A 21,577-nucleotide genomic window follows, 5' to 3' on the forward strand; every position below is an offset into this window, starting at 1 on the left:
CCCGCCTCCCGCGCCAGGCGCCCCCGCCCCCCCCCCCCCGCGCCCCCGCCGCCCCCCCCCGCCCGCCGGCCGCCGGCGGGGGGGGGGGGGGGGGGGGGGGGGGCGGGGCCGGCGCCGCCCCCCCCCCCCCCCCCACCCCCGCTCGACCACCGCTCGATCCCCGCTCAGCCCTCGCCCAGAACCACCCTCAACGCCCCCAGCAACCGATCCACCGTCCCCCGATCCCGCACAGCGACCCGCAGCCACTCCTCACCCAGCCCGGGAAACGTGTCCCCGCGCCGCACCGCGAAGCCCAGCTCCCGCAGCCGCCGACGGACCACCGCGGCCCCGGGCAGGCGGACCAGCACGAAGGGACCCTCCGCAGGGGACACCACCCGCAACCCGGCCTCCGCGAACGAGCCCAGCCCCGCCACGAGATACGAGCGATCCGCCGCGATCCGGTGCGCCGCGTGCGCCGCCTCGGCCAGGGCCCGCGGCGCCACACACGCCTCGGCCGCCACCAACGCCGGCGTGGACACCGGCCACAACGGCTGCGCCCGCTCCAGCTCGGCGACGGTCTCCGGCGCCGCGAGCACGTACCCGATCCGCAGCCCCGCCAGCCCCCACGTCTTGGTCAGACTGCGCAGGACCACCAGCCCGGGCACGTCCGTCCGCCCGGCCAGCGCCTCCCGCTCACCGGGCACCGCGTCCATGAACGCCTCGTCCACGACGAGCGTCCGCCCGGGCCGGGCCAGCCCGGCGATCACGGCGGCGGGGTGCAGCACGGACGTCGGATTGGTCGGGTTGCCGATCACCACGAGGTCGGCGTCCTCGGGGACGAGCCCCGGATCCAGCCGGAATCCGTCCTCCTCCCGCAGCAGCACCCGGTCCACCGAGTGCCCGGCGTCCCGCAGCGCCGCCTCCGGCTCGGTGAACTGCGGGTGCACGACCACGGGCCGGCGCACCTTCAACGCGCGCGCCAGCAGCACGAACGCCTCCGCCGCCCCCGCCGTCAGCAGCACCCGCTCGGCCGGCAGCCCGTGCCGCGCTGCGACGGCGGCCCGCGCGGCCCGCCCGTCGGGGTAGGCCGCCAGCCCGTCCAGCGAGCCGGCGATCACCTCCCGCAGCCACGCCGGGGGAGTGTCGGACCGTACGTTCACCGCCAGATCGGTGAGGGCGGAGCCGTCGTCGCGGACCTCCGCGTCACCGTGATGCCGCAGATCGTGCCCGTCGTCAGTGCGCATGGGTGTGTGCGTGCCCCCCGTGATGGTGATGCCCGTGGCCGTGCCCGTGGTGGTGGCCGTCGTCGTCGGGGTGGTAGTGCGGCTGCTGCGGCATGCCCACCTTGTCCTCGAAGCCGGGCAGCGCGATGCGGTACACGCACGAGTCGCAGTTCATCCGCAGATCGCCCTTCAGGGCCTCCTCGTACCGCTCCATCACCAGGTCCAGCAGCTCCGGCTCCGGCCCGATGACGTCCGCCGAGCGCACCTCGATCTCCGGGTGCGCCGCCGCCCAGCCCTCGGTCTGCTGCCGCACCCGGTCCGGCAGGATGCCGGTGAACAGGAAGTACGGCAGCACGACGATCCGCTGCGCGCCCAGCTTCGCGCACCGGTCCAGCCCGCTCGGCACGTCCGGCGCGGCCAGCGACACGAACGCGGTCTCCACCCCGGCGTAGCCGCGTCCCTCCCACAGCAGCCGCGCCGCCTTGTGCACCTCGGCGTTGGCGTCGGGGTCCGTCGACCCGCGCCCGACCAGCAGCACGGTGACGTCCGCGCGGTCCTCGGGCGTGCGGGCCGTACCGCCCAGCGCCTCGTCCAGCCGCCGCTCCAGCACGGCCAGCAGCGACGGGTGCGGGCCCAGCGGACGGCCGTACGTGTACGAGATCCCCGGGTGCCGCTCCTTCTCACGCGCCAGCGCGGCCGGGATGTCGCCCTTGGCGTGCCCGGCGGACACCAGCATCAGCGGCACCGCGGCGAACCGGCGCACCCCCCGCTCCACCAGCTCGGTCACCGCCTCGCCGAGCGGCGGCGGGGACAGCTCGATGAAGCCGCCCGCGACGGGCAGGTCCGGGTTGCGGCGCCCCAGCTCCCGGACGAAGTCACGGAACGCCTCGGCGCCGGCGTCGTCCCGGGTGCCGTGGCCGGCGATGAGCAGGGCGGGCGGCGGGGTGGTCACGATGTCTCCTCGGAGTACGAAGTGGGGTGGTACAGCAGGGCGTTGAGCGCGGCGGCGGCGACCGCCGAGCCGCCCTTCTCGGACACGTTGCTCACGGCGGGCAGCCCGCTCTCGCGCAAGGCGGCCTTGGACTCGGCCGCCCCGACGAAGCCGACGGGCAGACCGATGACGAGCGCCGGATCGGCGTCCAGGGTGAGCAGTTCCTCCAGGGCGGTCGGCGCGCAGCCGATCACCCACAGCGCGCCCGGCCCGACCTGGTCGTAGGCCAGCCGCATGGCGTGCGCGGAGCGGGTGAGGTCCGGCCCGGCCTTCGCGTCCTTGAGCCGGCAGACGGTCTCCCGGCGGGTGATCCCGGCGGCGACCATCTCGACGTCCACGACGACGGGCGCCCCGGCGTGCAGCGCGGCGTACGCCTTCTCCAGCGCGGCCTCGTCCATGACGAGGTCGTCGGCGTAGTCGAGGTCGGCGGCGGAGTGGATGACCCGCTCCACCACCGCGCGGGTCAGCGGCGGGAAGTGCGAGGTGTTCAGGCGGGCGCGCAGCCGCCGGAAGGACTCCTGCTCGATGGGGTGGACCACACGGTTCACTGGGCGCCCTCCTGCGCTGTCTGCCAGCGGTAGCCGCGCGGCGTCACCATGCGGCCCGCGATCTCCCGGGTCGCGGTGTTGCCCACCGTCACGACCGTCATCATGTCGACCGTCGCGGGGTCCAGCTCCGCCAGTGTGGTGAGCCGGCCGGACTCGTCGGCCCGCGACGCGTTGCGGACGATACCGACCGGCGTGGCCGGCTCCCGGTGCTCGGCGAGGATCGCGAGCGCCTTCGGCAACTGCCAGTCACGGCCGCGCGAACGCGGGTTATAGAAGGTCACGACGATGTCCGCCTCGGCCGCCGCCCGCACCCGCCGCTCGATGACCTCCCACGGCGTGTGCAGATCGGACAGGCTGATCGAGACGTGGTCGTGGCCGAGCGGCGCGCCCAGGATCGCCGCCGCCGCGAGCGCCGCGGTCACGCCCGGCACACCGACCACGTCGATGTCGTCGGACGCCTCGGCGAGCGCGGGGGAGGCCATCGCGTACACGCCCGCGTCGCCGCTGCCGATCAGCGCGACCGCCTGACCCTTGCGGGCCTCGGCGACCGCCGTGCGCGCCCGCTCCTCCTCGGCGCCCAGCCCGGACTCCAGGATCCGGGTGCCGGGCCGCAGCAGGTCGCGGATCTGGTCGACGTACTGGTCCAGCCCGACCAGCACCGACGCCCGCTCCAGCTCGGCCTTGGCGCGCGGCGTGAGCAGGTCGCGGGCGCCCGGACCGAGCCCGACCACCGCGAGCCGCCCGCGCCCGGGCCGCCGTACGACCGCGCAGGTCGCCATGGCGGGGCTGGCCGCCGACTTCCGCTTGGGGACGAGGAGTTCACCGCCGCGCACCAGCGCCGCCGCCTCCGCCACCGACGGTGTGCCCACCGCGGCGAGCGGAGCGTCCGACGGGTTGGGGACCTCGACCGCGGCCAGCTCCTCGGCGGCGTACGTCACCAGCGGCACGCCCAGCCGGGCGGCGGCCCCGACGATGCCGGGCTCCTCCGCCTTGGCGTCCACGGTGGCCAGCTCGGCGACACTGCGCGCGGACAGCCCCGCGTCCCGCAGCGCCTCCTCGACCAGCCCCAGCACCTCCTCGACGGGGGCGCCCTTCGAGGCGCCCACTCCGACGACGAGGGTCGGCGGACGCAGCACGGCCTCCCGCGCGGCGGGCTCGACCAGCCGGTCCGTCACCCGGATCGTGTACGGCCCGTCCTCGGCGACCGGCAGCGGCGGCAGCGGCCAGGCCACCTCCGCGCGCAGCGCCACCGGCTCCCCGTCGAGCAGCGCCCGCGACACCGCCGCGACCTCGCCCTCCACGGGCAGCCCGAGCGTGTCGAGACCCGCGATGCCGACGGCGTCGGTCGCCGTCGTCACCACCGGCTCCGCGCCCAGCACCGAACCCACCGCGTGGGCCAGCTCGTTGGCGCCGCCGCCGTGCCCGCCGACCAGCGACACGGCGTACCGCCCGCCCTCGTCGACGCACACCACACCCGGGTCGGACGCCTTGTCGTCCAGCAGCGGCGCGAGCAGCCGGACGACCGCGCCCGTGGCCAGGAAGCACACCAGCTGCTCGCACTCGGCGAACGCCCGCCGCACGGCGTCCTTGACGGGTCCGTCGTACACGCGCGTACGGTCCGGCCACGCCGCGGCCAGCCGGTCCCGCGCCGCCGCTCCCGCCGCGGTGGCGGAAATGAGGCCGATCACTGGGCAACTCCCTCTTGGATCACGGGGCTTCTGACACCCCACAGCAGAAAAACCGGATTGGTCGCCGCGAGCCGGGTCACGTCCCCGGGCAGCGGCGCGAGCCGGGACGACTGCAACAGCACCCCGTCACAGGAGAACCCGGCGCTCGTCAGCGCCTCCCGCGCGGCCGGCACCCGGTCCAGCGCGGCCATCGCGACGACCACCGTGCGCCGGGCGCGCCGCGCGCACGCGGTGACGATCGCGGGCAGCTCGCGCCCGCCGCCGCCGACGAACACGGCGTCCGGATCGTCGGCGAGACCGGCCAGCGCGTCCGGCGCCGACCCGTGCACCGCCCGCACGTCCACGCCGTGCGCGGCGGCGTTGGCGCGGATCCGCTCCACCCCGTCCGCCGCCTTCTCCACGGCGACCGCCGCCGCGCCGAGCCGCGCGCACTCCACGGCCACGGAGCCGGAGCCCGCGCCGACGTCCCACACCAGGTCGCCGAGCCGGGGCCCGAGCCGGGCCAGGGCCAGCGCCCGCACCTCGAACTTGGTGATCATCGAGTCGCGGTGCGCGAAGTCGCCCTCGTCCAGCGCCCATCCGGCGGGCCGTACGGCCGGACCGGCCACCGTGCGCACCGCGCCCAGCACCCGCCCGGGATCGAGGGACAGGACGACGCTGACCGCCGTACCCCAGTCCCGGGCCGCCGCCTCGGAGGGCGTCACCCGCTCCACGCGCTCCCGCTCCGGATCGCCCAGCGCGGACGCGACGACCAGCACCCGCCCGCTGTCCCGCAGCGCCGCGCCCAGCTCGGCGGGCCCCGCGCCCGGCCCGGTCAGCACCGCCACCTTGGGGTGCGCGCGGCACACGTTCACCGCCGTACGCGGCTCCCGGCCGTGCGCGCTGACCACCACCGCGTCGTCCCAGGGCAGTCCGACCCGCGCGAACGCGGCGGCCACCGAGGACACCCCGGCCCGCACGTCCAGCCGCTCGGGCCCGAACCGCTCGGCCAGCGCCCGCACGATCCCGAAGAACCCGGGATCGCCCGAGGCCAGCACCACCACGGGCCGGTCCTTGCCGACGTACGGCTCCATGGCGTCCAGCGCGGGCGCCAGCGGCCCGAGCACGATCCGCTCGGCGCCCTCCGGCAGCCGTACGGCGTCCAGATGGCGCCGCCCGCCGACGACCAGCTCCGCCCCGGCCACCGCCTCCCGCGGCGCGGGCGCCCCGGTCCCCGTCCCGACGACGGTGATCACTGCTGGGCACCCCGCGCGCGCAGCGCCCTGCGGGCTTCCGGGTCGGCCTTGCGGTACCCGTGGAAGTGCCCCGGGTGGTACAGGTGCGAGCGGGTGCCGTGCGCGTCGAGGGCCGGGCCGACCAGGAACAGCGTGTGCTTCCACAGCTTGTGCTCCTTGACGGTCTCCTCCAGCGTGCCGATCGTGCACTTCACGACCAGCTCCTCGGGCCAGGTCGCCTGGTACGCCACGACCACCGGAGTCGTCGTCGGATAGCCGCCCTCCAGCAGCTCCCGCACCAGCTGTCCGCTGCGCGCCGCCGACAGGAAGATGGCCATGGTGGTGCCGTGCTTGGCGAACTCGCGGACCTCCTCGCCGGGCGGCATCGGCGTCTTGCCGCCGCCCAGCCGGGTCAGCACCACGGACTGCGCGACCTCCGGGATCGTCAGCTCCCGCTGCGCCAGCGCGGCCACCGCGGAGAACGACGACACACCCGGCACGATCTCGGTGTCGATGCCGATCTCCTGGCACCGGTCCAGCTGCTCCTGCGTACCGCCCCACAAGGCGGGGTCGCCGGAGTGGATGCGGGCCACCTTCAGCCCGTCGGCGTGCGCCCGTCGGTAGACGGCGACCACGTCCTCCAGCGACATCGTCGCCGAGTCCAGGATCTCGGCACCCTCCCGCGCGTGCTCCAGCACCTCCGCCTGGACCAGGCTCGCCGCCCAGATCACGATGTCGGCCTCGGCGATCGCGCGCGCGGCACGGAACGTCAGCAGATCGGCGGCGCCGGGGCCGGCACCGACGAAGGTCACCTTGCCGGTGGGGGTGTCGGCCATGGGTGGGTTCCTCTCGTACGGGAGTTCAACGCGGGGGTGTGTGCGACGCGAGGTCAACGCGGGCCGGGTCGGACGTGCGCGACCCGCCGCCGATCCGATAGCAAGGGCGCATGGCGGTGTTCGTCGCGCTCGGCGCGTTCCTGATGACGCTGGCCGGCGGCTGGACGGCACAGCGCGTGACCGACCGCCGCCACCTGGTGCTGGGCCTGGCCGGCGGCCTGATGCTGGGCGTCGTCGGCCTGGACCTGCTGCCGGAGGCGCTGGAGGCGGCGGGCACCGAGGTGCACGGTGTCCCGGTGGCCCTGCTGCTGTTCGTGGCGGGTTTCCTCGTAGCCCATCTGGTGGAACGTCTGCTGGCCGCCCGGCAGGCCGCGCACGGCGCGGAGGAACACGACGGCCGGGCGCCCGAGGTGGGCCTCACCGCCGCCGCGGCCATGGTCGGCCACAGCGCGATGGACGGCGTCGCCATCGGCGCCGCCTTCCAGGTCGGCCACGGCATGGGCGTCGCCGTCGCGCTCGCCGTCATCGCCCACGACTTCGCGGACGGCTTCAACACCTTCACCCTGACGACCGTCTACGGCAACGCCCGCCGCCGCGCCGTCGCCATGCTGGTCGCGGACGCGGTCGCCCCGGTCGCCGGCGCGGCCTCCACGCTGCTGTTCACCATCCCCGAGCCGCTGCTCGGCGGCTATCTCGGCTTCTTCGGCGGCGCGCTGCTCTATCTCGCGGCGGCCGAGATCCTGCCCGAGGCCCACCACGAGCACCCGGCCCGCTCGACCCTGCTGTGCACGGTCGCGGGCGCCGCGTTCATCTGGCTGGTGGTCGGCATCGCCGAGTGACCGCCCGCCCGGACGGCGGCTCACAGCTTCCCGCCCCGTCCGCCGTCCCGCCGCGCGGGCGCGATCAGCGTCGACAGATACGGCAGCGCCGCCCCGTCCAGCTCGGCGGCCGGCCGGATCGACTCCTCCGGCAGCCCCAGCGCCGACCCCCACACGGCACCCTCGATCCGGCCGCTCTCGCGCAGCGCCTCCGCGACCTCGGCGGCCTGCCGCCCGAACTTGTACGCCACGACCGTCCCCGGCCCGTTCAGCGCATCCTTCAGCACGGCCGCACCCGCGGTCACCGGCACCAGCGTCAGCGGCTCGGTGCCCTCCGTCAGCACGGCACCCGAGCGGGCCGCCAGATCCTGCATGGCGGTGATCCCGGGCACCGTCTCGACGACCGTGCCCGGCACCAGCTCGGCCACGGTCTGCGCGAGATACGTGAACGTCGAGTACACGTTCGGGTCCCCGATGGTCGCGAACGCCACCGAGCCGCGCGCCCGCAGCAGTTCGGCCACCCGCTCGCCGGCCGCGTCCCAGGCGGCCTCGCGCCGCGCCCGGTCGGTCCGCTCGTTCAGCGCGAACACCACCCGGACGACCTTCTCCTCGGGCACGTAGTGCAGCACGGTCGCCTCCGCGCGCCCGCGCTCGCCCGTGTCCATCACGGGTACGACGACGACCTCGGCGGCCCGCAGCGCGTTCACGCCCTTCACGGTCACCAGCTCCGGGTCGCCCGGACCGACCCCGACCCCGATCAGCCTGCTGCTCATGACGTCCGGCACCTCTCCACGAACCGACGGGCGACACCGGGCTCGGACGCCCAGTGCGTGTGCAGATAACTCGCGTGCACACCGCGCTGTACGAAACCTTCGACGCGCCGCTCGGGCGCCCGCACCCCCCACGCCGGGGCCGCCCCCGCGCCGGGCTCGACGACCGTGCGGTGGAACTCGTGCCCCCGCATCCGGGTCCCGGCCGGGGCCAGCGCACTGTCGCCGACGGCCACCGCGTCCCGGTAGCCCAGCGTCAGCCGCTCGCTCATCCGCGCGGAGGCGTCCAGCACCCCGCACATCGGCTGCCCGTCCAGCTCCCGGCACAGATACAGCAGCCCCGCGCACTCGGCGGCCACCGGGGCGCCGGAGCGCGCCAGCTCGCCGACCGCCTCGCGCAGCGGCTCGTTGGCGGACAGCTCACCGGCGTACACCTCAGGGAACCCGCCGCCGACCACCAGTCCCGCCGTGCCCTCCGGCAGCGCCTCGTCCCGCAGCGGGTCGAACGTCACCACCTCGGCCCCGGCGGCGGTCAGCAGCTCGGCGTGCTCGGCGTACGAGAACGTGAACGCCGCGCCACCGGCCACGGCCACCACGGGGCGCGTCCCGCCGGACACCACCGGCGGCTCCCACGCCTCGCACGACAGGGCGCCCGCACTGCGCGCCAGCCCCGCCAGCGCCTCCAGATCGCACCCTGCCTCGACCTGCGCGGCCATCGCCGCCACGGCCTCCACCGCGGCCGTACGCCGCTCGGCCACCGGCACCAGACCCAGGTGCCGCGACGGCGTCTCCACCTGCGGCGCCCGCCGCAGCACCCCGAGCACGGGCACCCCGGACGCGTCCAGCGCCTCCCGCAGCAGTGCCTCGTGCCGGTCTGAGCCGACCTTGTTGAGGATCACGCCCCCGATCCGCACCTCGGGGTCCCAGGACGCGAAACCGTGCACCAGCGCGGCCACCGACCGCGACTGCGACGACGCGTCCACCACGAGCACCACCGGCGCCCGCAGCAGCTTCGCCACCTGCGCGGTGGACGCCAGCTCGCCCTCCCCGGCCGCCCCGTCGTACAGCCCCATCACGCCCTCGACGACGGCGAGATCGCAGCCGCGCGCGCCGTGCGCGAACAGCGGCCCGATCAGCTCCGGACCGCACAGGTACGCGTCGAGGTTGCGCCCCACGCGCCCGGTCGCGAGCGCGTGGTAGCCGGGGTCGATGTAGTCCGGCCCGACCTTGTGCGGGGACACGGTGAGCCCCCGCGCGGCGAACGCGGCCATCAGCCCCGTGGCGACGGTGGTCTTCCCGCTCCCCGAGGAGGGCGCGGCGACCACCAGCCGGGGAACGGACGAGGAGGGGTTCACCACTCGATGCCCCTCTGCCCCTTCTGCCCGACGTCCATGGGGTGCTTCACCTTGGACATGTCGGTCACGAGATCGGCGAAGTCGACCAGCTTCTCCGGCGCGTTGCGCCCGGTGATGACGACGTGCTGGGTGCCGGGGCGGTCGCGCAGCACCTGCACGACCTCGTCCGTGTCGACCCAGCCCCAGTGCATGGGGTACGCGAACTCGTCGAGCACGTACAGCCTGTACGTCTCGTTCGCCAGGTCCCGCTTGACCTGCTCCCAGCCCTCGCGGGCCTTCTCCTCGTTGTCCATCTGCGCGTCGCGCTGCACCCAGGACCAGCCCTCGCCCATCTTGTGCCAGGCGACGGTCCCGCCCTCACCGGAGTCGCCCAGCACCCGCAGCGCCCGCTCCTCGCCGACCTTCCACTTCGCCGACTTGACGAACTGGAACACCCCGATCGGCCAGCCCTGGTTCCAGGCGCGCAGCGCCAGCCCGAAGGCGGCCGTCGACTTGCCCTTGCCGACCCCGGTGTGCACGACGACGAGCGGCCGGTTACGTCGCTGACGGGTCGTCAGACCATCGTCCGGGATGACACTCGGCTGTCCCTGCGGCATTACGCGGCCCTCCTCGTCACGTCCTTCACCAGACCGGCGATGCTGTCCGCGCGCAGCTCGTCCAGCGTCACCGCCGTACCGCCCAGATCGGCGGCGAGCTGCCCCGCGAGCCCCAGCCGCACTGGCCCCGACTCGCAGTCCACGACCACCGACGCCACGCCCTCGGCCGCGAACAGCCGCGCGGCACGCCCGGCCAGCGCCACCGGCTCGGGACCGCCCGTCGCCCGCCCGTCCGTCACGACGACGACCAGCGGCCGGCGCGCGGCGTCCCGCAGCCGCTCCACCCGCAGCACGTCGTGCGCCTTCAGCAGACCCGCGGCGAGCGGCGTACGGCCGCCCGTCGGCAGCGACTCCAGCCGCGCGGCGGCGGCGTCCACGGACGACGTGGGCGGCAGCGCGACGTCGGCGGACGTGCCCCGGAACGTCACCAGCCCCACCTTGTCCCGCCGCTGATAGGCGTCCAGCAGCAGCGACAGCACGGCACCCTTCACGGCGCTCATCCGCTGCCGGGCGGCCATCGAGCCGGATGCGTCCACCACGAACAGCACGAGGTTGCCCTCACGCCCCTCACGGGTCGCCTGCCGCAGATCGTCCCGGCGGACCACCAGCCCCGGCCCGGACCGCCCCCGCGCCCGCTGGTGCGGGGCCGCCGCCTGCACGGTCGCCGCCAGGTGCAGCTTGGTCAGCGCGCCCCGGGGCCGCCGGGCCCCGGTGGTCCGCCCCTGCTCGGTCCGCGCCCGCGAACGCCGCCCGGCGGCGCCCTCGCCGATACCGGGCACGCTCAGCACCTTCGTACGGAACGGCTCGGCCGCCCGCGCGGGGGACTGCTCACCCGCCCCCGACGGCTGCGGCTCGCCGCCCTCCCCGGCCTCCGGGCGCGCGGCGGTGTCACCGCCCTGGGGGCCGCTGTCGGGAGCGGGCTCCCCACCGCCCCCACCGCCCCCGCCGGGACCGTCCGGGTCCGGGTCCGGGTCCGAGTCGTCCTCCCCGGAGAACTCCTCCAGGGTCTGGTCCAGCTTGTCCTCGTCGAGGCCCGGCGCGTCGAAGGGATTGCGCCGGCGCCGGTGCGGCAGCGCCAGCAGCGCCGCCTGCCGCACGTCCTCCGCGAGCACGTCCGTGCGGCCCGCCCACGCGGCCAGCGCCGTCGCCGTGCGCGCCATCACGATGTCGGCGCGCATACCGTCCACCTCGAACGCCGCGCAGGTCGCGGCGATCTGCCGCAGCGCCCCGTCGCCGAGCCGCACCTGCGGCAGCAACCGCCGCGCGGCGACGATCCGTTCCCGTACGGCGGCCTCCTCGTCGGCCCAGCGCGCGGCGAAGGCGGCCGGGTCGTCGTCGTAGGCGAGGCGCCGGCGGACGACCTCCACCCGCTGCTCCGGCTCCCGCGAGGCCGCGACCTCCACGGTCAGCCCGAACCGGTCGAGCAGCTGCGGACGCAGCTCGCCCTCCTCCGGGTTCATGGTGCCGACGAGCAGGAAGCGGGCGGCGTGCCGCACGGACACGCCCTCGCGCTCCACGTACGAGGCACCCATCGCCGCCGCGTCCAGCAGCAGGTCGACCAGGTGGTCGTGGAGCAGGTTGACCTCGTCGACGTACAGGATCCCCCGGTGCGCGTCGGCGAGCAGACCAGGCTCGAACGCCTTCACGCCCTCCGCGAGCGCCCGCTCGATGTCGAGGGCGCCGACGAGCCGGTCCTCGGAGGCGCCGACGGGGAGTTCGACCATGCGCGCGGGACGCGTCGTCCCGGCGCCCGCCTCGTGCGGCCCGTCCGGGCAGCCGGGGTCCGGGGCGGCCGGGTCACACGAGAACCGGCACCCGGGCACGACGGCGACCTCGGGCAGCAGCGCGGACAGGGCCCGCACGGCCGTGCTCTTCGCGGTGCCCTTCTCGCCGCGCACGAGGACTCCGCCGACCGCCGGGGACACGGCGTTCAGCAGCAGCGCGAGCCGCAGATCGTCCTGGCCGACCACGGCCGTGAAAGGGAAGGGGGTGGTCACTGGTCGCCCTCCAAGTCGCCTTCGAGCTCCAGATAGGTGGCGCGCAGCCGCTCCAGCGTGTCCGCGTCCGGCTCGGCCCACAGGCCTCGGTCCGCCGCCTCCAGCAGCCGCTCGGTGATGCCGCGCAGCGCCCACGGGTTGGACTTCTTCATGAAGTCCCGGTTCTCCGGGTCGAAGACGTACTCCGCGCTCAGCTTCTCGTACATCCAGTCGTCCACGACCCCGGCGGTGGCGTCGTAGCCGAACAGGTAGTCCACGGTCGCCGCCATCTCGAAGGCGCCCTTGTAGCCGTGGCGCCGCATGGCCGCCATCCAGCGCGGGTTGACCACGCGGGCGCGGAAGACACGGTGGGTCTCCTCGCCCAGGGTGCGGGTCTTCACCTGGTCCGGGGTCGCCGAATCGCCCACGTACGCCTGGGGGTTGGCGCCGGTCAGATGGCGGACCATGGCGACCATGCCGCCGTGGTACTGGAAGTAGTCGTCCGCGTCGACCAGGTCGTGCTCGCGGGTGTCCACGTTCTTCGCGGCGACGGCGATCCGCCGGAACGCGGTCTCCATGTCCCCGCGCGCCGCCCGCCCGTCGAGCCCGCGCCCGTAGGCGTAGCCGCCCCAGACGGCGTACACCTCGGCGAGGTCCGCGTCGCTGCGCCAGTTCCGCGCGTCGATCAGCGGCAGCAGACCGGCGCCGTAAGCCCCCGGCTTCGAGCCGAAGATACGGGCCGTCGCGCGCCGCCGGTCGCCGTGCTCGGCGGTGTCCTCGTCCACGTGCGCCCGCACGTAGTTGGACTCGGCGGGCTCGTCCAGCTCGGCCACCGCCCGCACCGCGTCGTCGATCAGCCCGACCACGTGCGGGAACGCGTCCCGGAAGAAGCCGGAGATCCGGACGGTGACGTCGATGCGCGGCCGGCCCAGCTCCGCCAGCGGGATGACCTCGAAGCCGGTCACGCGCCGGGACGCCTCGTCCCACACCGGGCGGCAGCCCAGCAGCGCCAGGATCTCGGCGATGTCGTCGCCCTGGGTGCGCATGGCCGAGGTGCCCCAGACCGTGAGGCCCACGGACTTGGGGTACTCCCCGTTGTCGGCGAGATAGCGCTGCACCAGCGAGTCCGCCAGCGACTGCCCGACCTCCCAGCTCAGCCGGGACGGGATCGCCTTCGGGTCGACGGAGTAGAAGTTCCGGCCGGTGGGGAGGACGTTGACCAGGCCGCGGGTGGGGGAGCCGGACGGGCCCGCGGGGACGTAACCGCCGTCCAGCGCCCTGAGGATGTGGCCGATCTCGTCCGTCGTCCGGGCGAGCCTCGGCACGACCTCGGTGCAGGCGAACTCCAGCACGGCGACGGCGTCGGGCAGTTCGGTGCCGAGGACGTCCCGGACGAGAGCGGTGCTCTCGGAGACGTCCCAGCCGCGCTCCTCCATCCCCTCCGCGATCCGCCGGCACAACTGCTCCAGCAGGTCGATCGCGTCCGAGGCCGTCCGCGCCGGACCGTCCACCAGGTCGGTCAGCTCCACCGGCACCTTCACCGGCGCGCCCGGCTCGGCCAGCAGCTCCTTCTCGTCCAGCCCGAAGTGCGCCGCCAGCGAGGCCCGCAGCCCCGGCAGCGCGTTCGCCTGCCCGCCCCACACCTGCGAGGCGCGCAGCACGGCCAGCACCAGGTTCACGCGCGGCTCGCCGACCGGGCCGCCGCCGAGGATGTGCAGGCCGTCGCGGATCTGCACGTCCTTGATCTCGCACAGATAACCGTCGATGTGCATGACGAACTCGTCGAACTCGTCGTCGTCCGGCTGCTCGTCCACATGCAGGTCGTGGTGCAGTTCGGCGGCCTTGACGAGGGTCCAGATCTGCGCGCGGACCGCCGGGGCCTTCGCCGGGTCCAGGTCGGAGACCAGCGCGTACTCGTCGAGCAGCTGCTCCAGCTTCGCCAGGTCGCCGTAGGTGTCCGCGCGGGCCATCGGCGGCACCAGGTGGTCGACGACCGTGGCGTGGCCGCGCCGCTTGGCCTGGGTGCCCTCGCCGGGGTCGTTGACGATGAAGGGGTAGACCAGCGGCAGGTCGCCGAGGACGGCGTCCGGCGCGCAGCCGCCGCTGAGGCCGAGGCCCTTGCCCGGCAGCCACTCCATCGTGCCGTGCTTGCCCATGTGCACGATCGCGTCCGCGCCGAAGCTGTTCTCCAGCCAGCGGTAGGCCGCCATGTAGTGGTGCGACGGCGGCATGTCCGGGTCGTGGTAGATCGCGATCGGGTTCTCGCCGAAGCCGCGCGGCGGCTGGATCATCACGATGACGTTCCCGAACCGCAGCGACGCCAGCACGATGTCGTCGCCGTCGACGTAGAGGGAGCCCGGCGGCTCGCCCCACGCCTCCCGCATGGCCTCGCGCAACTCCGGGTCCAGCTTCTCGAACCACGCCCGGTAGTCGGCGAGCGGCACCCGCGCGGGCGCCGCGGCCAGCTGCTCCTCGGTCAGCCACTCCACGTCGTGGCCGCCGGCCTCGATGAGGCGGTGGATCAGCTCGTCGCCGTTGTCGGGGTACCCCTCGACCACGTAACCGGCGTCCCGCAGGGCGTCCAGGACCCGGACCGCCGACGCGGGCGTGTCGAGGCCGACCGCGTTGCCGACCCGCGAGTGCTTGGTCGGGTACGCGGTGAAGACCAGCGCGATCCGCTTGTCCGCGTTCGGCTTGTGCCGCAGCCGGGCGTGGCGTACGGCGATCCCGGCCACCCGCGCGGCCCGCTCCGGGTCGGCGACGTACACGGGCACGTCGTCCGCGCCCTGTTCCTTGAACGAGAACGGCACGGTGATCAGCCGGCCGTCGAACTCGGGGATCGCGACCTGCATCGCCGCGTCCATCGGGGAGAGCGCCGCGTCGGACTCCTCCCACGCGGCCCGCGAGGAGGTGAGGCAGAGGCCCTGCAGCACGGGGATGTTCAGCTCGGCGAGCGCGCCCACGTCCCAGGACTCCTCGTCACCGCCCGCCGAGGCCTGCGAGGCGTGGGTGCCGCCCGCGGCGAGGACGGATGCGACCAGGGCGTCGGCCCGCCCCAGGATCTCGTACAGCCCGGGGTCCGCGCCGCGCAGCGAACCGCAGTACACGGGCAGGGCGTTCGCCCCCTGCGCCTCGATCGCGTCGCAGAGGGTGTCGACGAACGCGGTGTTGCCGCTCAGTTCGTGGGCCCGGTAGAAGAGCACGCCGACGGTCGGGCGGCCCTCGGCCAGGGGACGCTCGCCGCGCACGCCGTACTCCGGCATCCGCTGCGGCGGCGCGAAGCCCTCGCCGGTCAGCAGCACCGTGTCGGACAGGAACCGGGCGAGTTCGGTGAGGTTGGCGGGCCCGCCCTCGACCAGGTACTTCAGCGCCTCGGCCACCACACCGGCGGGCACCGACGACTCGGCCATCAGCTCGGCGTCCGGCACCGCCTCGCCGCCCAGCAGCACGGTCGGGATGCCGGACGCCTTCAGCGCGGCGAGCCCGTCCTCCCAGGCGCGCTTGCCGCCGAGCAGCCGTACGACGGCGATGTCGGAGCCGTCGAGCAGCGCCGGAAGGTCCTCGGCGACGTCGACGCGCGCCGGGTTGCCGATCCGGTAGGGCGCGCCGGAGGCACGGGCCGCCAGCAGATCGGTGTCGGCGGTCGACAACAACAACACAGTGCCAGTGCCAGTGGTCATGCGGGCGCTCCCGGGGGAATGAAGGGCAGTCCTTGCGGCGCACCGGACTCGATGAGCCGCCACAGCGCGTCCGTGTCCGCGTGCTGTTCGATCAGGTCGCCGAGCCGGTCGAGCTGTTCCTCGCGCAGCGCGGCGAAGGAGGTGTCGGGGGCCGGCACGAAGCGGCGGCCCGCGGCGGCGGCCACCTCGCGCAGGAAGGCGCGGCGGAAGCCGTCCGACTCCAGGGAGCCGTGCCAGTGGGTGCCCCAGGTCTGGCCGACCCGGCAGCCGTCCAGGAAGGGCTCTCCGCCGAGGATTTCGGCGACGCCGTGGTGGATCTCGTAGCCCGCCACGCGCTCGCCGAGGGCTTCACCCTCGGGCCGGGTGAGGGTCTTCTCGCGGGCGAACCGCACCCGCACGGGCAGGATCCCGAGCCCGTCGACGTGGCCGCGGCGGCTCTCGACGTCGTCCTCGATGTGCTCGCCGAGCACCTGGAAGCCGCCGCAGATGCCGAGGACGGGCCGGTGCTCGGCCGCTCTGCGCAGCAGCGCGTCCGCCAGCCCGCGCTCCCGCAGCCACTCCAGGGCGCGCACGGTGCCGCGCGTGCCCGGCACGATCACGAGGTCGGCGTCCGCCAGTTCCTCGGGCCGGTCCACGAACCGGACCACGACACCGGGTTCGGCGGCCAGCGCGTCCACGTCGGTGAAGTTGGACATCAGCGGGATCGCGCACACGGCGACCCGCAGCACGTCCTCGCCGACCGGCGGCGCGGTGTTCGACTCGCGCACGGTGCCGCGCAGCGACACGCTCCCCCACGCTCGGCTTCGCTCGCGCGGGGGCACCCCCATCCCGTCCTCCTCGTCGATGCCGAGGCCGTGCCGGAACGGCAGCACGCCGTACGTCCGCCGCCCGGTCAGGTCGCGGAGCATGTCCAGGCCGGGCTCCAGCAGGGAGACGTCCCCGCGGAACTTGTTGACGAGGAACCCGGCGACCAGCTCCTGGTCCTCGCGCGACAGCAGGGCGACCGTCCCGAAGAACGAGGCGAAGACACCGCCCCGGTCGATGTCGCCGACGACGAGCACGGGCAGCCCGGCACCCCGCGCGATGCCCATGTTCACGATGTCGGTCCGCCGCAGATTGATCTCGGCGGGCGAACCGGCCCCCTCACAGATCACCGCGTCATACGTGCCCCGCAGTTCGGCGAGACAGTCCAGCACCGTGCCGAGCAGCTTCTGCTGCCGCCCGCCGTGATACCCGCGCGCGCTCAGCTCGCCCACCGGCTTGCCCAGCAGCACCACCTGGCTGCTCTGCTCGCCACCGGGCTTGAGCAGCACGGGGTTCATCAGCGCCGTGGGCTCGACCCGGCAGGCCTGCGCCTGCATGGCCTGCGCCCGCCCGATCTCGGCACCCTCGCGCGTGACGAAGGAGTTGAGGGACATGTTCTGCGCCTTGAACGGCGCGACCTTCACCCCCTGCCGCACCAGCCACCGGCAGATCCCGGCGGTGACGACGCTCTTGCCGGCGTCGGAGGTGGTGCCGGCGACGAGGAGACCCCCGTTCATCGCTTACGCCCCTTCCCGATGAGGCGTGCGCCCGCGCACACGCCGAGCGCCAGCCAGCTCACCCGCCGGGAGAGCCGTACGGCCCGCCGGATGTCGGTGACCTGGACGGCGCGCCCCTGTCCGTTCAGCACGGGCCGGTGCTCCACGCGCCCCCCGTACGACAACGTGCCGCCCAGCCGCACCCCGAGCGCCCCCGCGAACGAGGCCTCCACGGGCCCGGCGTTGGGGCTCGGGTGCCGGTGGGCGTCGGCCCGCCAGGCGCGCACGGCACCGCGCGGATCGTCACCCGACAGCGCGGCGAGTACGGCGGTCAGCCGCGCCCCCGGCCACCCGGCGACGTCGTCGAGGCGGGCGGAGGCCCAGCCGTAACGCCGGTAGCGGGGCGACTTGTGACCCACCATGGCGTCCAGGGTGTTGACGGCCCGGAACCCCAGCAGCCCGGGCACACCCGCCACGGCCCCCCACACCAGCGCGCCCACGACGGCGTCGGAGGTGTTCTCGGCGACCGACTCGACGACCGCCCGGGCGATCCCGTCGGCGTCCAGCGCCTGCGGGTCCCGCCCGCACAGATGCGGCAGCCGCTCCCGGGCGGCCTCCACGTCACCCGCCTCCAGCGCCCGCCCGACGACGCCGGCCTCGCGCGCGAGCGAAGTCCCGCCGACGACGGCCCAGGTGGCGACGGAGGTCAGCGCGACGGAGGCGGCGGGGGAGGAGCGTACGACCCTCGCGGCCAGAGCCCCGACGGCGAGAGCGCCACCGGCGCACACCGCGGTGTGCAGGGCGCCCCGGCCCCGGTCGTCCCGGTACAGGACACGCTCGACGGCGCCCGCGGCCCGGCCGAACGCGGCGACCGGATGCCCGCGGCGCGGATCGCCGAGGAGCAGATCACCGAGAAGACCGGCGGCGGCGCCGTACGCGAAGACGCGATCGGCACGCATGGGGCTCAGCCGGCCGTGGGGACGGGCAGGAGCCTTCTGGTGTTCCTCGATCGGCAGCCGAGCATCGCGTTATGTCCTCACTCAGGGTGTCCGCGCCCTGGTTCGACGAGACCGGCGGTGAGAGTTCCTGGCTCCCGGGGCTTTCCTCCCCGGTCACAGTGGCGGGACCGCGCCGGATTCACACCGGGCTTCCTCTCCTGCCGCCGTACATGGCTCCGGCAGTCCACCACGGGGCCGGAACAGCCGTCAACTTGCCGTTGACCTGCGAGGGGGGAGTGTGCAGAACCCCACATGGCCCGTCCGCGCCCCGCGCTCCTCCCCGTGCGGGTGGCCTTCCGTGAAGGCGGTTGCGGGGGAGGCGGGAGCTGTCTCCAATACGACGTACGAAGCGTCACGAGGTGGACCTGCGGCTCACGGCCGACCGTCTCACCGTCCACCAGGCCAACTCCCGGCTGACCATCCCCCTGGAGCCGGAGACCTGGCACCGCACCCTGTGCCGCCGCTGGACCCCCTGCACCCCGGGGGAGCTGCGCATCCTGGCCGACGCCGGAGCGGTCACGGACTCGCCCCGCCCCTGGCCCGCCCGGAACTCCTCGGCCCGCAGGGACCGGAAACGCCGACGGGCGGTGCGGGGAACGTCGTCCCCGCACCGCCCGGTGCGCGCCGTATGCCGGACCGAGATGCCGGACCGAGATGTCGGACCGAGGCCGCTCAGGCCACGATCAGGTAGATCCCGTACGCCACCGCCGCCGCGCACGCCGCGAAGCACGCGTACGCGCCGGTGACCGCGAGGGCCGCCGTACCGCCCCGCTCCGCCGCGCGCTCGCGGCGGGAGAGGCCGGTGATGCCGAGGGTGAAGAGGGCCACGAGGGCCACGGTGACCACGAGGCTCACGCCGAAGACGGAACCGAGGGCCGCCCAGTCGATCTTCATGCTGCTGATTCCTTACGTACCTGGGTGCGCGGGGCTCAGACCGCGGCCTGGGTGGGCTTCGGGTCCGGGTCGACGGCCCCGGCGGGGGCCGGGATGGTGGCGGCCAGCTCCTCGGCCGCGGCCGCGGTGGGCGGCGGGGTCACGGCGGCCATGGCGGTGGTGACCACGCCGGGCGACTCCGCTTCGTCGACGTCGTTGACGTTGGTGTGGTCGACGACCTGACGCCGGGAGATCTTCCAGATGGCGAAGCTGGAGGCCACCAGGAAGACCGCGACGAGTGCCGTACCCCAGTCGCCGAAGCCGGTCACCAACTCGGCGAGCGCGCCGACCAGCGCGGCGGCCGGGAGGGTCAGGCCCCAGGCGACGAACATGCGGGTCGCGGTGGACCAGCGGACCACGCCGCCCTTGCGGCCCAGGCCCGCGCCCATCACCGCACCGGAGCACGAGTGCGTGGTGGAGAGGGAGAAGCCGAGGTGGGAGGAGGCCAGGATGACCGTCGCGGCGCTGGTCTGCGCGGCGAAGCCCTGCTGCGGCTGGAGGTCGGTGAGGCCCTTGCCCATGGTGCGGATGATGCGCCAGCCGCCGAGGTAGGTGCCGAGGGCGATGGCGATGCCCGCGGAGAGGATGACCCACATGGGCGGGTCGGAGTCGGGGGCGAGGGTGCCGCCGGCGACCAGGGCGAGGGTGATGATGCCCATGGTCTTCTGGGCGTCGTTGGTGCCGTGGGCGAGGGAGACCAGGCCCGCGGAGGCGATCTGCCCGGCGCGGTAGCCCTTGGCGGCGGCCTTGCCGTCGGCCTTCTTGCCGAGGGTGTAGGTCAGCCGGGTCGCGATCATCGCGGCGACGCCCGCCACCAGCGGGGCGGCGATCGCCGGGATCAGCACCTTGGTGACGAGGACGTCGCCGTGGACGGCGCCGAAGCCCGCCGAGGCGACGGTGGCGCCGATGAGGCCGCCCATCAGGGCGTGCGAGGAGGAGGACGGCAGGCCCACCAGCCAGGTCAGCAGATTCCACAGGATCGCGCCGACCAGTGCCGCGAAGATGACCTCGGGACGAATGCCGCTCTCGTCGACCAGGCCCTTGGAGATGGTGTTGGCGACTTCCACCGAGAGGAAGGCGCCGACGAGGTTGAGGACGGCGGACATGGCCACCGCGATCTTCGGCTTGAGCGCACCGGTCGAGATGGTGGTGGCCATCGCGTTGGCGGTGTCGTGGAAACCGTTCGTGAAATCGAACGCGAGTGCGGTTATCACCACAATCGCGAGGATCAGCGAGATGCCTTCCATTTACCCAGGCAATCGTTCGAGGTCGTTGGCTGCTCGAACGTAGGTAACCCAGGTGAACGAAAGGTGAACTGGGGAGGGCATCACGGTGTCACCAAAGGAGGATCGCCGTTCCGCCGAAGATTCGTCGGCGGAACGATCAGCGCCACAGCGCCGCCGGTGCTGCCCTGGAGCCCTCTGGTGACGCCGCGGCGGGCCCACAGATCCGCTGAGGAGACGTTGGTCACCCGACATGCCGCTACAGGGCCTCGTATACGACCTATACGGACGTGTACAGACCTATACGGCCTCTACGACCTTGCACAGGACCTTCAGGACTGTCGGCGTTCAGGACTGTCGGCCTTCAGGACCGTCGGCCTTCTGGACCGTCGGCTTCCGGCCTACTGTGCCCCGGCCGCGCGCCCGCCCCGGCTCCGCCTGGCAGGATCGCGCCATGGCTGAGCAGCGAGGGGACAGGCGGGACGGACGAGACGTCCGGGAGGGCGAGGGCGCACCGGACGGTGTGCGCGAGGAGGAGGCCCGGGCGTGGGACGCGCTGGTCGCGACGGCCCGGCGGACCGTCGCCGACGGGCTGGTCGTCGGCACCTCCGGAAACGTGTCCGTCCGGATCGGCGAGACCGTCCTGGTCACGCCGTCGGGCGTGCCCTACGACCGGCTGACCCCCGCCGACCTCACCGCCGTGGACCTCGACGGCCGGCAGGTCCGCGGCACCCTCGTCCCGACGAGCGAGCTGCCCATGCACCTCGCCGTCTACCGCCACACCGACGCCCGCGCCGTCGTCCACACCCACGCGGTCCACGCGACGGCCGTCTCCACCCTCGTCACCGAGCTGCCCCTGATCCACTACATGGCCGCCGCGCTCGGCGGACCCGTCCGGGTCGCCCCGTACGCGACCTACGGCACCGAGGAACTGGCCGAGAACATGCTCCGCGCCCTCGACGGCCGCTCCGGCTGCCTCCTCCAGAACCACGGCACCATCGCCTACGGCACCACCCTCGACCAGGCCTACGACCGCACCGCCCAGCTCGAGTGGATGTGCCGCCTCTGGCTCACGGCCTCCTCCGTCCCGAACCTGACCCCGACCCTGCTGTCGGAGGACCAGCTGAACGAGGTCGCGGAACGACTGCGGGGGTACGGACAGCGGCGGTGACCCCGGCGTTGCCCCCGGCATGACGGCGGGAGCGACGCGACGGTGCGAGCGGGTCGCC

General features: G+C 74.4%; 17 protein-coding genes and 1 riboswitch. Of the genes, 2 read left to right on the top strand and 15 right to left on the bottom strand.

Features of this window, described 5'->3' with window-relative positions; genetic code table 11:
- Nucleotides 1-164: 164 nt before the first annotated feature.
- The 6 genes from cobC to cobM are packed head-to-tail and all read right to left on the bottom strand — an operon-like array spanning nucleotide 165 to nucleotide 6,479.
- Complete coding sequence (gene cobC / locus ACIG0D_RS34225) at nucleotides 165-1,223, bottom strand: Rv2231c family pyridoxal phosphate-dependent protein CobC (RefSeq protein WP_399809029.1); 1,059 nt, start codon at nucleotides 1,221-1,223, stop codon at nucleotides 165-167.
- Entirely contained in the window at nucleotides 1,213-2,154 is a 942-nt protein-coding gene (locus ACIG0D_RS34230; protein WP_399809032.1) for a sirohydrochlorin chelatase, read from the bottom strand. Before ACIG0D_RS34230 ends, cobC begins: the two co-directional genes overlap by 11 nt.
- Nucleotides 2,151-2,741 carry a precorrin-8X methylmutase gene (locus ACIG0D_RS34235; protein ID WP_399809034.1) on the bottom strand — a complete coding sequence of 197 codons (591 nt, stop codon included), beginning with the start codon at nucleotides 2,739-2,741 and terminating at the stop codon, nucleotides 2,151-2,153. Before ACIG0D_RS34235 ends, ACIG0D_RS34230 begins: the two co-directional genes overlap by 4 nt.
- Complete coding sequence (cobJ, locus tag ACIG0D_RS34240; RefSeq protein WP_399809036.1) at nucleotides 2,738-4,429, bottom strand: precorrin-3B C(17)-methyltransferase; 1,692 nt, start codon at nucleotides 4,427-4,429, stop codon at nucleotides 2,738-2,740. Before cobJ ends, ACIG0D_RS34235 begins: the two co-directional genes overlap by 4 nt.
- Nucleotides 4,426-5,664: a precorrin-6y C5,15-methyltransferase (decarboxylating) subunit CbiE gene (gene cbiE / locus ACIG0D_RS34245; RefSeq protein WP_399809039.1), complete on the bottom strand. Its 1,239-nt coding sequence runs from the start codon at nucleotides 5,662-5,664 to the stop codon at nucleotides 4,426-4,428. Before cbiE ends, cobJ begins: the two co-directional genes overlap by 4 nt.
- Nucleotides 5,661-6,479 (bottom strand): precorrin-4 C(11)-methyltransferase, encoded by an 819-nt coding sequence (gene cobM, locus ACIG0D_RS34250; RefSeq protein WP_399809042.1) that lies wholly within the window; start codon nucleotides 6,477-6,479, stop codon nucleotides 5,661-5,663. The genes cbiE and cobM overlap by 4 nt, the downstream gene beginning before the upstream one ends.
- A 110-nt stretch (nucleotides 6,480-6,589) precedes the next feature.
- Here cobM and ACIG0D_RS34255 point away from each other — a divergent pair, with 110 nt between their 5' ends.
- Entirely contained in the window at nucleotides 6,590-7,318 is a 729-nt protein-coding gene (locus ACIG0D_RS34255) for a ZIP family metal transporter (RefSeq protein ID WP_399809045.1), read from the top strand.
- 20 nt (nucleotides 7,319-7,338) lie between these two features.
- Here the strand turns inward: ACIG0D_RS34255 and cobI are convergent, their stop codons facing one another.
- The 9 genes from cobI to ACIG0D_RS34300 all read right to left on the bottom strand — a co-directional run bounded on the left by cobI (nucleotide 7,339) and on the right by ACIG0D_RS34300 (nucleotide 20,372).
- A complete protein-coding gene (cobI, locus tag ACIG0D_RS34260) occupies nucleotides 7,339-8,070 on the bottom strand; it encodes a precorrin-2 C(20)-methyltransferase (RefSeq protein ID WP_399809048.1) in 732 nt (243 codons plus the stop codon).
- On the bottom strand, nucleotides 8,067-9,422 hold the full coding sequence (locus ACIG0D_RS34265; RefSeq protein ID WP_399809164.1) for a cobyrinate a,c-diamide synthase: 1,356 nt from the start codon (nucleotides 9,420-9,422) through the stop codon (nucleotides 8,067-8,069). Before ACIG0D_RS34265 ends, cobI begins: the two co-directional genes overlap by 4 nt.
- The gene (gene cobO / locus ACIG0D_RS34270; RefSeq protein ID WP_399809050.1) at nucleotides 9,419-10,018 is read right to left on the bottom strand and encodes a cob(I)yrinic acid a,c-diamide adenosyltransferase; all 600 of its coding nucleotides are present in this window, start codon (nucleotides 10,016-10,018) and stop codon (nucleotides 9,419-9,421) included. The genes ACIG0D_RS34265 and cobO overlap by 4 nt, the downstream gene beginning before the upstream one ends.
- Entirely contained in the window at nucleotides 10,018-12,015 is a 1,998-nt protein-coding gene (locus ACIG0D_RS34275) for a putative cobaltochelatase (protein WP_399809052.1), read from the bottom strand. The genes cobO and ACIG0D_RS34275 overlap by 1 nt, the downstream gene beginning before the upstream one ends.
- Nucleotides 12,012-15,674 (bottom strand): cobaltochelatase subunit CobN, encoded by a 3,663-nt coding sequence (gene cobN / locus ACIG0D_RS34280; protein WP_399809054.1) that lies wholly within the window; start codon nucleotides 15,672-15,674, stop codon nucleotides 12,012-12,014. Before cobN ends, ACIG0D_RS34275 begins: the two co-directional genes overlap by 4 nt.
- A complete protein-coding gene (locus ACIG0D_RS34285) occupies nucleotides 15,671-17,215 on the bottom strand; it encodes a cobyric acid synthase (RefSeq protein WP_399809057.1) in 1,545 nt (514 codons plus the stop codon). The genes cobN and ACIG0D_RS34285 overlap by 4 nt, the downstream gene beginning before the upstream one ends.
- On the bottom strand, nucleotides 17,212-18,153 hold the full coding sequence (locus tag ACIG0D_RS34290) for a cobalamin biosynthesis protein (protein ID WP_399809060.1): 942 nt from the start codon (nucleotides 18,151-18,153) through the stop codon (nucleotides 17,212-17,214). Before ACIG0D_RS34290 ends, ACIG0D_RS34285 begins: the two co-directional genes overlap by 4 nt.
- Nucleotides 18,154-18,253: 100 nt before the next feature.
- Nucleotides 18,254-18,397: riboswitch (cobalamin riboswitch) on the bottom strand.
- A 467-nt stretch (nucleotides 18,398-18,864) separates the two neighbouring features.
- Nucleotides 18,865-19,086 (bottom strand): hypothetical protein, encoded by a 222-nt coding sequence (locus ACIG0D_RS34295; protein WP_165997265.1) that lies wholly within the window; start codon nucleotides 19,084-19,086, stop codon nucleotides 18,865-18,867.
- 35 nt (nucleotides 19,087-19,121) lie between these two features.
- Nucleotides 19,122-20,372: an anion permease gene (locus tag ACIG0D_RS34300; RefSeq protein ID WP_399809063.1), complete on the bottom strand. Its 1,251-nt coding sequence runs from the start codon at nucleotides 20,370-20,372 to the stop codon at nucleotides 19,122-19,124.
- A gap of 430 nt (nucleotides 20,373-20,802) precedes the next feature.
- On the opposite strand from ACIG0D_RS34300, the gene ACIG0D_RS34305 reads away from it, so the two are divergent.
- Nucleotides 20,803-21,519 (top strand): class II aldolase/adducin family protein, encoded by a 717-nt coding sequence (locus ACIG0D_RS34305; RefSeq protein ID WP_399809065.1) that lies wholly within the window; start codon nucleotides 20,803-20,805, stop codon nucleotides 21,517-21,519.
- Nucleotides 21,520-21,577 lie beyond the last annotated feature (58 nt).

The organism is Streptomyces sp. NPDC052773 (assembly GCF_044547145.1).
Lineage (GTDB): Bacteria > Actinomycetota > Actinomycetes > Streptomycetales > Streptomycetaceae > Streptomyces.